Here is a 13542-nt window from a genome sequence, read left to right on the forward strand (position 1 = left end):
CCGCACGCGTACCGGACGCGGGGCACCGCGGCGCCCGCCGCCGGGTTAGGGTTCTCACCCGGGCCGTGCCTGCGCCCGCCGCGAGGCGGCCCGAACGGCACCCCCGCGACCCCACAGGCATGAGAGGCGGACGACGATGGCCGACCGGGTCACGGTGATCGGATGGGACGGCTCGCCCCCCTCCGAGGCCGCCCGTGCCGCACTGGACGCCGCCACGCTCGTCGCCGGCACCCGCCACCACCTCGCGCTGCCGTACGTACCGGGGAACGCCGAGCACATCGTGCTGGGCAGCATCGACATCGCCGCTCGCCGGATCGCCGGCCACCGCGGCACCGCGGTCGTCCTGGCCGACGGCGACCCCGGCTTCTTCGGCGTCGTCCGCGCCCTGCGCGACCCCGAGCACGGCCTGGAGGTCGAGGTCATCCCCGGCGTCTCCGCCGTCGCCCGGGCCTTCGCCCGCGCCGGCATGCCCTGGGACGACGCCCGCGTCGTCGTCGCCACCGGCCGGACCCTGCGCCGCGCGGTCAACGTCTGCCGCTCCTACCCCAAGGTCGCCGTGCTCACCGCGCCCGGCGCAGGACCCGCCGAACTCGCCCTGATGCTCACCGGGGTCCACCGCACCTTCGTCATCTGCGAGGCCCTCGGCTCCGAGCGCGAGCAGGTCACCGTGCTGACCTCCGACAAGGTCGCCGACCACATATGGCGCGACCCCAACATCGTGCTCGTCGTCGGCGGCAGCACCGCGGCCCCCGGCCTCCTGCCCGCGCCCTCCGTCGGCGCCCGCCCCGCGACCTCCCGCGGCGGCGGCTGGATCGCCGGCCGCGACCCCAACTTCCCCGGCCCGGTGCGCGGCTGGGCGCTGCCCTCGGCCGAATACGGCGGCCATGTGCCGGTACCCGTCCGGGCCGTCCAACTCGCCCGGCTCGGCCCGCGCACCGGCGACCTGGTGTGGGACATCGGCGCCGCCGACGGCTCCGTCGCCGTCGAGGCCGCACGGCTCGGCGCCGCCGTCATCGCCGTCGACCGCGACCCGCAGGCGTGCGACTGGGTCGCCGCCACCGGGCGCCGGGCCGGCGTCCAGCTCCAGGTCGTGCACGGCACCGCGCCGCAGGCGCTGGAGGACCTGCCCGAGCCCGACGTGGTCCGCGTCGGCTGCGCCGACCCCGCCGTCGTCGCCGCGTGCGCGGCCCGCCGCCCCGAGCGGATCGTCGTCGCGGCGCCCGGCCGGGAGTCGGCGGAAGCACTCGACCGGGCGCTCGCAGAAGGCGGTTACACCGTCGAACGGATGTTGCTGCACTGCGTCGAACTCGGCGACGGATGGCACCCCAGGGACGGCTCGGAGATCTACGTCCTGAGCGGTACCCGGCCCTGATCCACGGCTGATCCGTACATGATCAAAGTGCCGTCCGCGGCGGCGTTTGCGCATGTCGGGGCGGTGTACGGGCGCGGCATGTGAGATACGTCCCGAGGTGCGGACTTCGGCACGGAGCGCGGTGCCCCGGGGGGTAGGCTGACGGATCGTTGTGCCGTCGTCGTGCGTTGACGGGGCGTCGATACCACCGGCGTTCCCGGCGCCCGACGTGCCGCATCACAGGCCCGCTCGTTGAAGTCTGTGAGGGGTGGGGTGTGCGAGGCGCAGCGCTGGAAGGAGCGACACCGATGGGCGAGGGGCACGCATGACGGACACCGCTCGGATCCCCGGCGAGGGGCAGCCGGAGAACGCGGTCGGCGACACGGCTCACCAGCCGCACACCGGCGCGACCGGCGCACCGCACGCCGCCGCCCCCGGCTGGGGCGCCCCCGCCGACCCCGGCTACGCCTACCTCGACCAGCCCGCCCCCGCCGGGCTCGACGAGGACGACGACGTGCTCCTCATGCCCGGCCCCCAGGGCACCTGGAGCGACCCGCAGCCCGTCCCGCCGCAGCCCGAGCCGCACCTGGCCGGGGGCGAAGCGGCGCCGCCCGCACCGGGGTTCGCCGGCGCCGGGGCCGCCGGCGGGAGCGAGGGCGCCGGTTTCCCGGCGCCGGACGCGGGGTTCACCGCGGGGGGGCCGCAGGCGGGGCAGGGGTTTGCGCCGCAGCAGGTGGCGGGCGCGGAGGGCGCGCAGGGGTTCGCGGGCCAGGGGTTCGCGGTGCCGGGGTCTGAGCAGGGGTTCGCCGCGGCGGGCGCCGAGCAGGGGTTTGTTGCGCCGGGGCAGCTGCCGGGCGGTGAGCCGGGCGCCGCGTTCGCCGCGCCGGGGCAGGTGCCGGGTTCGGAGCAGGGCGCGGGGTTCGCCGCGCCGGGTGAGGGCTTCCCGGGGTTCGCCGGGCCCGGTGCGGTGCCGGGTGCCGAGGCCGCCGCGGGGTTCGCCGGGGCGGAGCAGGGGCTCGCGGCGCCGGGACAGCCGGCCGGTGACGCCTCGGGGGCGGGCTTCACCGCGCCGGGGCAGGGACCTGACGGCGAGTCGGGCGGGGGCTCCGGCTTCGGCGCCGAGGTCGCGCCGGGCTTCACCACGCAGGGGCAGGGCGGCTTCGCCGCCGCGCAGGACGCGGCTTCCGGCGCTGCGGGGCAGGGCGCCGACGCGGCCGGGTTCATGGCGCCGGGCGGCGAGCAGGCGGGGCCGCAGGGCCCGGGCTCCGTCCCGGGAGGGCAGGAGCAGGCTGCGGGCCATCTCCCCGCCGGGCAGCCGGAGTCCGGGGGCCGGCCGGAGACCGCCGGGCCGGCCGCGCAGGGGCACACGCCCGCGCAGGGCACGCCCCGTCCCGCCGCCGAGCCGGGCACGGGCGACGACGCCGGGCGCCCCCGCGGCGCCGACAGCCCGCCGCGCCGCCCGCTGCACATGGGCCCGCCGGTCAACGACACCCCGAGCGGCGGCGTGTCCGTACGCTCCCTCGCCGACCGCGGACCCGCGGCCACGCCCGTACGGGTCCAGGGCCCGCCCACCGCGGGGCCCGAATACCTCGACGTGCTCCCGGACGGCACCCGCGCCATCCCCGCCCAGCAGAACGGCGATCCGGCCGACCAGGGCGCCGCGGCGCAGAACGGCTGGCCGTCCGCGCAGACCCCGTCGCAGCAGTCGCTGATCCCGCACGCCGACAGCATCATCCCCTCCCAGCCGGCCCCCGGGACGCAGCCGCCGGCCGCGCAGGACGCCGCCGCTACGGCCGCGCCCGCAGCGCAGGCCGCGGAGGGCGCCGCCGGTACGGGCACGCCCGCGACGCAGGCCGCGGAGGGCGCCGCGCCCGCGCCGGACGCGGGGGAGCACACGCCGTCCGCGCAGGAGTCGGGAGCCGGGACGGCGACGACCGGGCAGGTGCCGGGCGCCGGGGATGCGACGTCCACGCGGAAGTCGGGGCAAACGCCCGCCGCCCAGGCGCCCGCGCCCGCGCCCGCGCGGGAGCAGCAGACGCCGCCCGCGCAGGAGCCGGCGCCGCACACACCGGCCGCCGGTGTGGCCGCGCCCGCCGCCGAGCCGGTCCAGGCGACGCCGCCGCAGGGCACGGGCTCCGAGCTGGCCGGACCCGCGGCTTCCGGCGCCGCGCCCGCCCCGATCGGCCTCGACCTGGCCACCCCGCCGTCCGGCCCCGCCTTCGACGCGCAGGCCGCGACCGCCCAGGCCGCGCCGGTCGAGAACGGCCAGGGCGGCGCCCCGAGCCTCGCCTCCCTCGTCGCCGACTCCGCCGCCCCCGCGGCGCAGCCCGAGCCGTCGCCGGAGCCCGCCGCCGACGCCCCGTCAGCCCCCGCCGCCCCGGCGCGTACGCCCGCGGCCGAAGCGCCCAAGAGCGGTGGCCGCAGGGCCCGCCGCGAGGCCAAGGCCGCCGCGGCGGCCGTACAGCCCGCCGCGGAAGCCGCAGCGCCCGAGCCGGCGGAAGCGGCCGTACCCGCCGAGCCTGCCGCGCCCGCGGAGCCGGCCGTGGCCGAGGCCGAAGCCGCCCCCGTACCGGCGCCGTCGCCCGAGCCGGCGGAGACCGCCGAGGTGCCCGCCCCGGCGACCGAGCCCGCGGAGGCGTACGAGCCCGCCGTGCGCGACGCCGTGCACCGGGTCATCCGCGAACGCCGCGACATCCGCAACGGCTTCCGCCCCGACCCCATCCCGCACGACGTGCTGCTGCGCGTCCTGGAGGCCGCGCACACCGCGCCCAGCGTCGGGCACTCGCAGCCGTGGGACTTCGTCGTCATCCGCTCCGAGAAGACCCGCGAGAAGATGCACGAGCTGGCCATGGCGCAGCGCGAGGCGTACGCCAAGTCGCTGCCCAAGGGCCGGGCCCGGCAGTTCCGCGAGCTCAAGATCGAGGCGATCCTCGACACGCCCGTCAACATCGTGGTCACCGCCGACCCCACCCGCGGCGGCCGGCACACCCTCGGCCGGCACACCCAGCCGCAGATGGCGCCCTACAGCTCCGCGCTGGCCGTGGAGAACCTGTGGCTCGCCGCCCGGGCCGAAGGGCTCGGCGTGGGGTGGGTCAGCTTCTTCGACGAGCGCCAGATGGTCGCCGAACTCGGCCTGCCCGAGCACCTGGAGGTCGTGGCGTACCTGTGCGTGGGGTACGTCGACGAATTCCCCGAGGAGCCCGAGCTGATGCAGGCGGGCTGGTCGCAGCGCCGCCCGCTGTCCTGGGTCGTCCACGAGGAGGAGTACGGCAACCGGGCGCTGCCCGGCGAGGAGCCGCACGACCTGCTCGACGAGACGCTGCGCGGCATCCGCCCGCTGGACGCGAAGGCGCTCGGCGAGGCGTGGGAGCGGCAGAAGCGGATGACCAAGCCGGCCGGGGCGCTGGGCATGCTGGAGATCATCTCCGCGCAGCTCGCCGGGCTCTCCCGGCAGTGCCCGCCGCCGCTCCCGGAGCCGGCCGCCGTGGCGATCTTCGCCGGCGACCACGGGGTGCACGCGCAGGGCGTCACCGCGTGGCCGCAGGAGGTCACCGGGCAGATGGTCGCCAACTTCCTCGGCGGCGGGGCGGTGTGCAACGCCTTCGCCAACCAGGTCGGGGCGGAGGTGTGCGTCGTCGACGTCGGCGTGGCCTCCGAACTGCCCAGCACGCCGGGGCTGCTGCCGCGCAAGGTGCGGGCCGGGACGGCGGACTTCACCGCGGGGCCGGCGATGACGAAGGAAGAGGCGCTGCGCGCGATCGAGGTCGGCATCGAGACCGCGCGCGACCTGGTGGCGGCGGGCAACAAGGCGCTGCTCACCGGGGAGATGGGCATCGCCAACACGACGACGTCCGCGGCGCTGATCGCCGTCTACACCGGGGCGGACCCGGCGGAGGTCACCGGGCGCGGCACCGGCATCAACGACGAGATGCACGCCCGCAAGGTGGAGGTCGTACGGCGGGCGCTGGAGCTGCACCGGCCCGACCCGGCCGACCCCATCGCCGTCCTCACGGCGGTCGGCGGGCTCGAACACGCCGCGATGGTCGGCCTGCTGCTCGGCGCGGCTGCGCTGCGCACGCCGGTGATCCTCGACGGCGTGAGCGCGGGCGCGGCGGCGCTGGTCGCCCGGGCGATCGCGCCCGAGGTGCTCGCCGCGTGCATCGCCGGCCACCGCAGCGCCGAGCCCGGCCACGTCGCCGCCCTCACCGCGCTGGGGCTCCGCCCCCTGGTCGACCTCGACCTCCGCCTCGGCGAAGGCACCGGCGCGCTTCTTGCCCTCCCGCTGGTCCAAAGCGCCGCCCGCGTCATGCACGAGGTCGCCACCTTCGACGCGGCGGGCGTCACCGAAAAGGCGTAACCCCCCAGGGGCTCACCGGTTACCCGCCGGGCTGCCCCTTCCTGCCGGTGCCGGGATCTTCCCGCCGTTGTGGCTTGTCGCTCCGTTCTCCCCCAGAGCTTCGCCTGGGGGTACCCCCACGCGCCCCTGAAATGCTCACCCGGCGCGGCAGCAGTGAGCTGCTCCAGCGCCGGAGGTCGGCAAACCCAGGGGCGCGTGGGGGTACCGGCGTAACCCCCCAGGGGCTCACCGGTTACCCGCCGGGCTGCCCCTTCCTGCCGGTGCCGGATCTTCCCGCCGTTGTGGCTTGTCGCGCAGTTCCCCGCGCCCCTGAAATACTCGCCCGGCGCGGCAGCAGTGAGCTGCTTCCGCGCCGGAGGTCAGCAAACCCAGGGGCGCGTGGGGGTACCCCCAGGCGAAGCTCTGGGGGAGAACGGAGCGACCAGCCACGACGGGCGGATGGTCGCGACGGGACAGGACGGGGCAGCTCGCGGCGTACGCGCCGGGCGCGGGCGTACACAGGCGCGGCGGGACCGGCGGGGGCGGGAACGTAAGATCGGGGGGTTCGGGGTTGGGCTCAGGAAGGAGCGCCACGCAGTGGAGGACGCACCCGCGTATCCCGTTGGGCTGCGGCTGAAAGGCCGCCGCGTCGTCGTGATCGGCGGCGGCCAGGTCGCCCAGCGGCGGCTGCCCGCGCTGCTGACGGCGGGCGCCGACATCGTGCTGGTCGCGCCGGAGGCGACCGCCTCCGTGGAGGCGATGGCGGACGCCGGCGAGCTGCGCTGGGAGCGGCGGGCCTACCGGGAGGGCGACCTGGAGGGAGCCTGGTACGCCCTGGTCGCCACGAAGGATTCCGCCGCGAACGCCGCCGCCTCTGCGGAAGCGGAAGCCCGCCGCGTATGGTGCGTCCGCAGCGACGACGCCGGCGCCGCCACCGCCTGGACGCCGGCCACCGGCCGCACCGACGGAGTCACCGTCGCCGTCCTGACCGGCCGCGACCCGCGCCGCTCCGCCGCCGTGCGGGACGCCGTCGTCGAGGGGCTGCGCGACGGCAGCCTCGTCGCGCCCCGGCACCGGGCCCGTACCGCGGGCGTCGCCCTGGTCGGGGGCGGCCCCGGCGACCCCGACCTCATCACCGTCCGCGGGCGCCGGCTGCTCGCCGAGGCCGACGTCGTCATCGCCGACCGGCTCGGCCCGCGCGACCTGCTGGACGAACTGCCGCCGCACGTCGAGGTGATCGACGCGGCGAAGATCCCGTACGGCCGGGCGATGGCCCAGGAGGCGATCAACGCCGCGCTGATCGAGCACGCCAGGGCCGGCAAGGCCGTCGTACGGCTCAAGGGCGGCGACCCGTTCGTCTTCGGCCGCGGCATGGAGGAGGCCGAGGCGCTGGCCGCGGCGGGCGTCGCGGTCACCGTCGTGCCGGGCATCTCCAGCTCCATCAGCGTGCCCGGCGCGGCCGGCATCCCGGTCACGCACCGCGGGGTCGCGCATGAGTTCACCGTGGTCAGCGGGCATGTCGCGCCGGACGACGCGCGCTCGCTGGTCGACTGGCCCGCGCTCGCCCGGCTGCGCGGCACCCTCGTGCTGCTGATGGCGGTGGAGCGGATCGGCGCGATCGCCGGCACCCTGATCGCCGGTGGCCGCCCGGCCTGCACGCCGGTCGCCGTGGTGCAGGAGGGCACGACCGCCGCGCAGCGCCGGGTGGACGCCACGCTGGCGACGGTCGCGGAGGCCGTCGCGACCGAGGGCGTACGGCCGCCCGCCGTCATCGTCATCGGCGACGTGGTGAACGTCGGCCCCGCCGCCGCGGCGAGCGCCCGTGGCTGAACCGGTCGCCGTCACCGACCCGCACGACCCGCGGCTGCACGACTACACCTCGCTCACCGACGTCGAGCTGCGCCGCCGCCGCGAACCGGCCGAAGGGCTCTTCATCGCCGAGGGCGAGAAGGTCATCCGGCGGGCGCTCCAGGCCGGTTACCCGATGCGCTCGATGCTGCTCGGCGACAAGTGGCTGGACGCCCTGCGCGATGTCGTCGACGAGGCCGAGGCGCCGGTCTACGTCGTCGGCGACGACCTCGCCGAGCAGGTCACCGGCTACCACGTGCACCGCGGCGCGCTCGCCTCGATGCAGCGCAAGCCCCTGCCGGACCCGGCCGGGGTGCTGGCCGGCGCCCGCCGGGTCGTGGTTATGGAGGCGGTCAACGACCACACCAACATCGGCGCGATCTTCCGCAGCGCCGCCGCCCTCGGCATGGACGCGGTGCTGCTCTCGCCGGACTGCGCCGACCCGCTCTACCGCCGCTCGGTGAAGGTGTCGATGGGCGCGGTCTTCTCCGTGCCGTACGCGCGGCTGGCCGCCTGGCCGCGCGACCTGTACGGCACGGTGAAGGACGCCGGCTTCCGGCTGCTGGCCCTCACCCCGGCCGAGCGGGCGACCGCCCTGCCGGACCTCCCCGTACGCGAACTCCCGCGCCTGGCGCTGCTGCTGGGCGCGGAGGGCCCGGGCCTGTCGCCGAAGGCGCTCGCGGCGGCCGACACCCTGGTCCGTATCCCGATGGCCCACGGCATCGACTCCCTCAACGTCGGGGCCGCCGCGGCGGTCGCCTTCTACGCGGTGGCCCGCGGCCCGCAGTAGGCGTCAGCCCGCCGCCGCCGGGAGGTCGACCAGGCCGGCCAGGGCGCGGCGGTGCCGGCCCGGGGTGCCCAGCGCGATCTCGTCGGCCTTCGCGCGCTTGAGGTACAGATGCGCCGGGTGCTCCCACGTCATGCCGATGCCGCCGTGCAGCTGCACCGCCTCCTCGGCCGCGTGCACCGCGGCGGGGGAGACGTACGCCTGCGCGACCGCCACCGCGAGCGCGACCTCCGCCGGGTCGTCCCAGGCGGCCAGCGCGCCCGCCGCGTTGCGGGCCGCGGCACGCGCCGAGACGACCTCCAGCCACAGGTCGGCGAGCCGGTGCTTGAGGGACTGGAAGGAGCCGACGACCCGGCCGAACTGGTGGCGCTGCTTCAGGTAGCCGGTCGTCTCGTCCAGGCACCACTGCGCCAGGCCCAGTTGCTCCGACGCCAGCAGCCCCGCCCCGGTCAGCAGCGCCCGCTCCAGCGCGGCGCGGGCCGCCCCGCCCGCCGCCAGCAGCCGCCCGGGCGCCCCGTCCAGCGTGAGGTCGGCCAGCGGCCGGGTCAGGTCCAGCGACACCGGCGCCGCCAACGCCGCGGCGTCCGCGGCCACTTCGTAGAGCGCGGGCCCGTCGGGGCCGGCCGCCGGCACGACCAGCGCCGCCGCGCCCAGCGCGTCCACCACGCTGGTGACCCGGCCCGTGAGCCGGCCCGCGGCGTCCGCCCGTACGCCCTGGGGGAAGGCGTCGCCCGGCGCGGCGGTCAGCGGCACCGCGAGCGCCGCCGTGACCTCGCCCGCGGCGAGCCGCCCCAGCAGGTCCGGCGCCCCGGCCTCGGCGCAGCCCAGCAGCGCCGAGGCCGCCAGCACCGCGCTGCCCAGGAACGGCGTCGGCGCGACCGCCCCGCCCAGCTCCTCCAGCACCACCGCGGCCTCCCGCGCCGAGGCGCCCTGCCCGCCGTACTCCTCGGGCACCAGCAGCCCGGCCAGGCCCAGATCCGCGCCCAGCACCTTCCACAGCCCCGGGTCGTACGGCTCGGCGGTCTCGATCCGGCCCAGCACCGCGGCCGGCCCGCAGCGGTCGGCGAGGACCGCGCGCACCGCGGCGCGCAGGTCGTCCTCGACCTCGGAGTAGAGCAGGTCGGGGACGGCGGGGGAGGGGCGCTTCGCGGTCGTCATCGGGGCAGGTCCTTCCACGGGACGTCCTTGTCGGTGCGGGGCTCGGCGGGCAGGCCCAGCACCCGCTCGGCGACGATGTTGCGCAGGATCTCGGACGTGCCGCCCTCGATCGAGTTGCCCTTGGCCCGCAGGTAGCGGTAGCCGGCGTCGCGCCCGTAGAAGTCGACGCTTCCCGGCCGCACCATCGTCCAGTCGCCGTAGCGCAGCCCCTGCTCGCCCAGCAACTCGACCTCCAGGCCGCTCAGTTGCTGGTTCAGCCGGGCCATCGACAGCTTCAGGCCCGAGCCCTCGGGGCCCGGCGTGCCCACCGCCATCTGCTGGCGCACCCGCTCGGCGGTGAGCCGGGCCACCTCGGCGTCCACCCACAGCCGCAGCAGCCGGTCGTGCAGCTCGGGGGTGCGCAGCTCAGGGCGCTCCCGCCAGGTCGCCGCGACCGGGCCGACCATGCCGCTCTCGCGCGGGACGGCGGAGCCGCCGCCGATCGCGACCCGCTCGTTCATGAGCGTCGCCTGCGCCACCCGCCAGCCGTCGCCGACCGCGCCGAGCCGGTGCGCGTCGGGGATCCGCACCCCGGTCAGGAAGACCTCGTTGAACTCCGCCTCGCCGGTGATCTGCCGCAGCGGCCTGACCTCCACACCCGGGTCGGTCATGTCGCACACGAAGTAGGTGATGCCGCGGTGCTTGGGCACGTCCGGGTCGGTGCGGGCGATGAGGATCGCCCAGCGGGCGGTGTGCGCGCTGGACGTCCACACCTTCTGGCCGTCCACCACCCAGTCGCCGCCGTCGCGCACCGCGCGGGTCCGCAGGCCCGCGAGGTCGGAGCCGGCACCGGGCTCGCTGAACAGCTGGCACCACACCTCCTCGCCGGTCCACAGCGGGCGCAGGAAGCGGGCGCGCTGCTCGGGGGTGCCGTAGGCGAGGATCGTCGGCGCCGCCATGCCGAGGCCGATGCCGATACGCCGCGGGTCGTTGTCCGGCGCGCCGGCCGCGGCCAGTTCCGCGTCGGCCACCGCCTGGAGGGCGCGCGGGGCGTCGAGGCCGCCGAGGCCGGCGGGGAAGTGGACCCAGGCGAGCCCGGCGTCGAAGCGGGCCCGCAGGAAGTCCCGCCGGCCGGTGGTACGCGGCGGGCAGGCCGCGAGCAGCGCCCGGGCCCGCTCCCGCACCTCCGCCGCGCCGACACCGCCGGCGCCGCCCGTACTCCCTGTGCCGCCTGCGCCGGGCATGCCGCCCGTACCGTTCGCGCTGCCCGTACCCGCCATACCCGCGCCGTCCCTTCCGCCGCCGGGCCCGCCGGAGGCTCCGGCGCCGCTCCTGCGTGCTAAGCAAGCGCTTGGTAACGTACTCCCCTCAGAGCCTCACGGCCAGCGAGTACAGCCGGGTGATCTGGTTCGCGCTGTTGTTGTCGTCCGACACCATCAGCAACGGCCGCCACCCCTTGCGCGGCCCGTCCCGCCACACCGGCCCCAGCGCCATGCCCTCGACGTTGTCCAGCAGCGGGTTGCGCTGGTCCGGCTCGGAGCGCGCGACCCGGCCCCGGCCGCCCGCCGGGCAGTCCGCGAGGTCGAACAGCAGCGCGCGCTGCACGTACGTGTTCGCCGGCAGGTTGTACAGCGACGTCATACGGGAGACGTCCCGGGCGCCGGCCAGCGACAGCTCCGCCACCTGGATCGCGTTGCCGAGCCCGCCCACGTACTGCCGCTCCAGCGCCAGCAGGTGGTCGTCGTCCACGGCCACCAGGTCCGCGAGGTTCAGCCCGTCCCCTGACCGGTAGGCGTACTGCCCGGCGGGGACGTACGCGCCGCCCGGCGAGCCCTGGTAGCGCTGGATGCGCAGCACGTTCGCCCCGCGGTTGTCGCCGTCCTGCGCCAGCGGCGCCTCCCAGCCCGCGTACAGGTACCTCCCGTCCGGCGAGACCGTCAGCGACTCGATGCTGCGGCCCTGCTGGGCGCTGCCCTTGGGCGGATAGGACAGGTTGTCCGGGATCGTGAGGTCCGGGCCGACCTGCCGGCCGGTGGCCGTGTCGAAGCGGCGGATCGCCGGGCCGGTCTCCGAGCCGATCAGCATCGTGCCCAGGGCCTTGCCCGCCGCCTGCTCGACGACCATCGACTCGGCGTCGTACCAGCTGTCCGGGAAGGGCGAGCCGTCCGCGCGCCGCAGGGCGATCGCGGTGGACGGCCGCGGGTCGAGGTCGGTCAGCGAGCCGAGCCGCAGCGGGAAGACCCGGCCGGAGTCGTTGTCGGCGACGGTGAGGGCGCGCGTCTGGTCGCCGGGCAGGAAGGCGATCGCCGACAGGCCGCCGATCGGCTCGTTGTCGACCTGCTTCTTGTTCAACGCGTCGGAGTGGTCCAGCAGTTCGGCGTGCGAGCCGCACATCCCGGCCGCCGCGCCCGGATGCGCGTCGCGCCACCATGTCAGGCCCGGCTGCGCCAGCAGCCCCAGCGCCAGCCCGGCCGCCCCCGCCGCCAGCGACCAGCGCACCCGGTGCCGCGGCGGCACCGGCGGCGGGGCCTCGGGGAAGAGTGCCGGCAGCACCGCCCGGTTGCGGACGAAGTCCAGGCCGCCGACCCCGTTGTGGTCCTCGTCCTGCGGCGTCTGCGGCGCCGCCGGCTTCAGCGCCGCGATGCGCTGCGCGACCGCCTCGCACACCGCGTGCAGCCCGAGCATGCCCGGCCCGCCCTCCACGCCGCCGTCGAGCACGTCCACCAGTGCGCCGGTGAAGACCGTGCAGCGGTCCGGGTAGGGCGCGTGCGAGGGCCGGTCGCGCGGCGAGGACGCCATCGTGTACGACCCGCTGACATCCCGCAGCGTCTGCACCGCGGCCTCGGGCCTGTTTTAAAAGTCCCGTCTGCCCGGAGGGGCTGGGCACGCACGCTTGCCGCGTTGTCGGTCGTCGGCGCAGCCCGCTGCGCTCTCCTCCCTCCGCCTTGCAATCGCACGCACCCAGCCCCTCCGGCCCCCGCCCTTACGGGCGGGACGACGCTACTTTTAAAACAGGCCCGGCGCCCCCGGATGCCGCGGTCGGCCGCGGACATGCCCGCGATGGCCTGGCCGCTGTAGCAGCAGTCCAGCACCAGGACGCGGCGCTGCGGGGCGCCGGTGTCGCTGATCGCCCGCCGTACGTGCCCGATCGGCACGCAGGTGTCCGGGTAGTCCTCGACGGAGCCGGGCAGCGTCAGGTGCAGGTCGTTGTCGTCGCGGTCCAGCAGCCCGTGGCCCGCGTAGTAGACCAGCAGCGTGTCCTTGGCCAGCAGCGCCGCCTTGCGGATCGGCTCCACGAGCTCGTACGGCGTCGCCGGGTTCGCCACGACGATGACCCGCTCCTGCGGGACGCCCCAGATCTCCGGGCTGGTCAGCGCCTTCTTCAGCTCGGTGAGGTTGTGCCGGACGCTGCGCAGGGGATCGAGCCTGGCGTAGTCGTCCACGCCGATCAGCACGCACGCCGACAGCTCCGGCTCGATCCGCCGCGAGCCCGTCCCGGCGGTGCCCGGCTCGCTCACCGCGCCCCGCCTTCCGCATCCTCCTGCGGGGCCGGCTCCTGCCCGCCGTCCGGGGGTGCCGCGCCCGCGAGGATGCCCAGGTCGCGCAACACCGCCTCCGCCCGGGCCCGTTCGGCGTCCGGGGCGATCACCACCACCGTCACCGGTGGGGCGGTACGGCGGTCGCGGTGGCGCCAGGCCAGATACGACCGCGCCAGCTCGCCCAGCGCTGCGCCCGACGACAGCACCGCGCTCACCGCCTCCAGCGCCGGCGACATCCGCCCGGGCTGCGCCCCTGGCACCGGTGTGACGTCGACGGTTCCGCGTAACGCGCGGTCGCCGGCGAGCCACGCCCGCAGCGAGCGCAGCTCCCGCTCCGCCCCGGCGCCCGCCACCTCGAACCTGATCTCCACGGCCTCCCCCTTCACGGCCTCGAAATCCCGCACCAAAGGGTGCACGTTCGACGTAGCACAGCCATGGTAGGCGGCGCGGCCACTCTCCTACCGGCCTTATCGCGTTGGCCCGTCGGCCACCCGGCGGTCGCCGCGCGGACACGCAGGCGAAGAGGTCGGCGTGCGGCGGCGGG

The 13542-nt window shown here is 76.8% G+C and carries 8 protein-coding genes and 1 pseudogene; 4 read left to right on the forward strand and 5 right to left on the reverse strand.

All coding sequences use genetic code 11. The features are described from left to right. Window positions 1–136: 136 nt before the first annotated feature. The 4 genes from cbiE to HCN08_RS11520 all read left to right on the forward strand — a co-directional run bounded on the left by cbiE (window position 137) and on the right by HCN08_RS11520 (window position 8325). Window positions 137–1372, forward strand: coding sequence for a precorrin-6y C5,15-methyltransferase (decarboxylating) subunit CbiE (gene cbiE, locus HCN08_RS11505; protein WP_167982904.1), 1236 nt, complete (start codon window positions 137–139; stop codon window positions 1370–1372). Between the two features lie 304 nt (window positions 1373–1676). After that, window positions 1677–5708: a nicotinate-nucleotide--dimethylbenzimidazole phosphoribosyltransferase gene (gene cobT, locus HCN08_RS11510; protein WP_167982905.1), complete on the forward strand. Its 4032-nt coding sequence runs from the start codon at window positions 1677–1679 to the stop codon at window positions 5706–5708. Between the two features lie 576 nt (window positions 5709–6284). Then, on the forward strand, window positions 6285–7517 hold the full coding sequence (gene cobA, locus HCN08_RS11515; protein ID WP_322974388.1) for a uroporphyrinogen-III C-methyltransferase: 1233 nt from the start codon (window positions 6285–6287) through the stop codon (window positions 7515–7517). Next, window positions 7510–8325, forward strand: coding sequence for a TrmH family RNA methyltransferase (locus HCN08_RS11520; protein ID WP_167982907.1), 816 nt, complete (start codon window positions 7510–7512; stop codon window positions 8323–8325). Before cobA ends, HCN08_RS11520 begins: the two co-directional genes overlap by 8 nt. A gap of 3 nt (window positions 8326–8328) precedes the next feature. Here HCN08_RS11520 and HCN08_RS11525 read toward each other — a convergent pair whose 3' ends face one another. The 5 genes and pseudogenes from HCN08_RS11525 to HCN08_RS11545 all read right to left on the reverse strand — a co-directional run bounded on the left by HCN08_RS11525 (window position 8329) and on the right by HCN08_RS11545 (window position 13369). Next, window positions 8329–9480: an acyl-CoA dehydrogenase family protein gene (locus tag HCN08_RS11525; RefSeq protein WP_167982908.1), complete on the reverse strand. Its 1152-nt coding sequence runs from the start codon at window positions 9478–9480 to the stop codon at window positions 8329–8331. Continuing rightward, window positions 9477–10703 carry an acyl-CoA dehydrogenase family protein gene (locus HCN08_RS11530; protein WP_167983098.1) on the reverse strand — a complete coding sequence of 409 codons (1227 nt, stop codon included), beginning with the start codon at window positions 10701–10703 and terminating at the stop codon, window positions 9477–9479. Before HCN08_RS11530 ends, HCN08_RS11525 begins: the two co-directional genes overlap by 4 nt. A 124-nt stretch (window positions 10704–10827) precedes the next feature. Then, entirely contained in the window at window positions 10828–12294 is a 1467-nt protein-coding gene (locus HCN08_RS11535; RefSeq protein WP_322974389.1) for an esterase-like activity of phytase family protein, read from the reverse strand. 263 nt (window positions 12295–12557) lie between these two features. Continuing rightward, window positions 12558–12977 (reverse strand): annotated as a pseudogene (locus HCN08_RS11540) (caspase family protein); the annotation flags it as partial. After that, window positions 12974–13369 carry an effector-associated constant component EACC1 gene (locus HCN08_RS11545; protein WP_167982910.1) on the reverse strand — a complete coding sequence of 132 codons (396 nt, stop codon included), beginning with the start codon at window positions 13367–13369 and terminating at the stop codon, window positions 12974–12976. The gene HCN08_RS11545 and the pseudogene HCN08_RS11540, both read right to left, overlap by 4 nt. Window positions 13370–13542: the final 173 nt, after the last annotated feature.

It is taken from the genome of Actinacidiphila epipremni (assembly GCF_012034175.1).
GTDB lineage: Bacteria > Actinomycetota > Actinomycetes > Streptomycetales > Streptomycetaceae > Actinacidiphila > Actinacidiphila epipremni.

Excerpts from the sequence above, each read along its gene's own strand:
- cobT (WP_167982905.1), top strand. The coding sequence starts at position 1,677 with ATGACGGACACCGCTCGGATCCCCGGCGAGGGGCAGCCGGAGAACGCG.
- HCN08_RS11530 (WP_167983098.1), bottom strand. The coding sequence starts at position 10,703 with ATGCCCGGCGCAGGCGGCACAGGGAGTACGGGCGGCGCCGGCGGTGTC.
- cbiE (WP_167982904.1), top strand. The coding sequence starts at position 137 with ATGGCCGACCGGGTCACGGTGATCGGATGGGACGGCTCGCCCCCCTCC.
- HCN08_RS11525 (WP_167982908.1), bottom strand. The coding sequence starts at position 9,480 with ATGACGACCGCGAAGCGCCCCTCCCCCGCCGTCCCCGACCTGCTCTAC.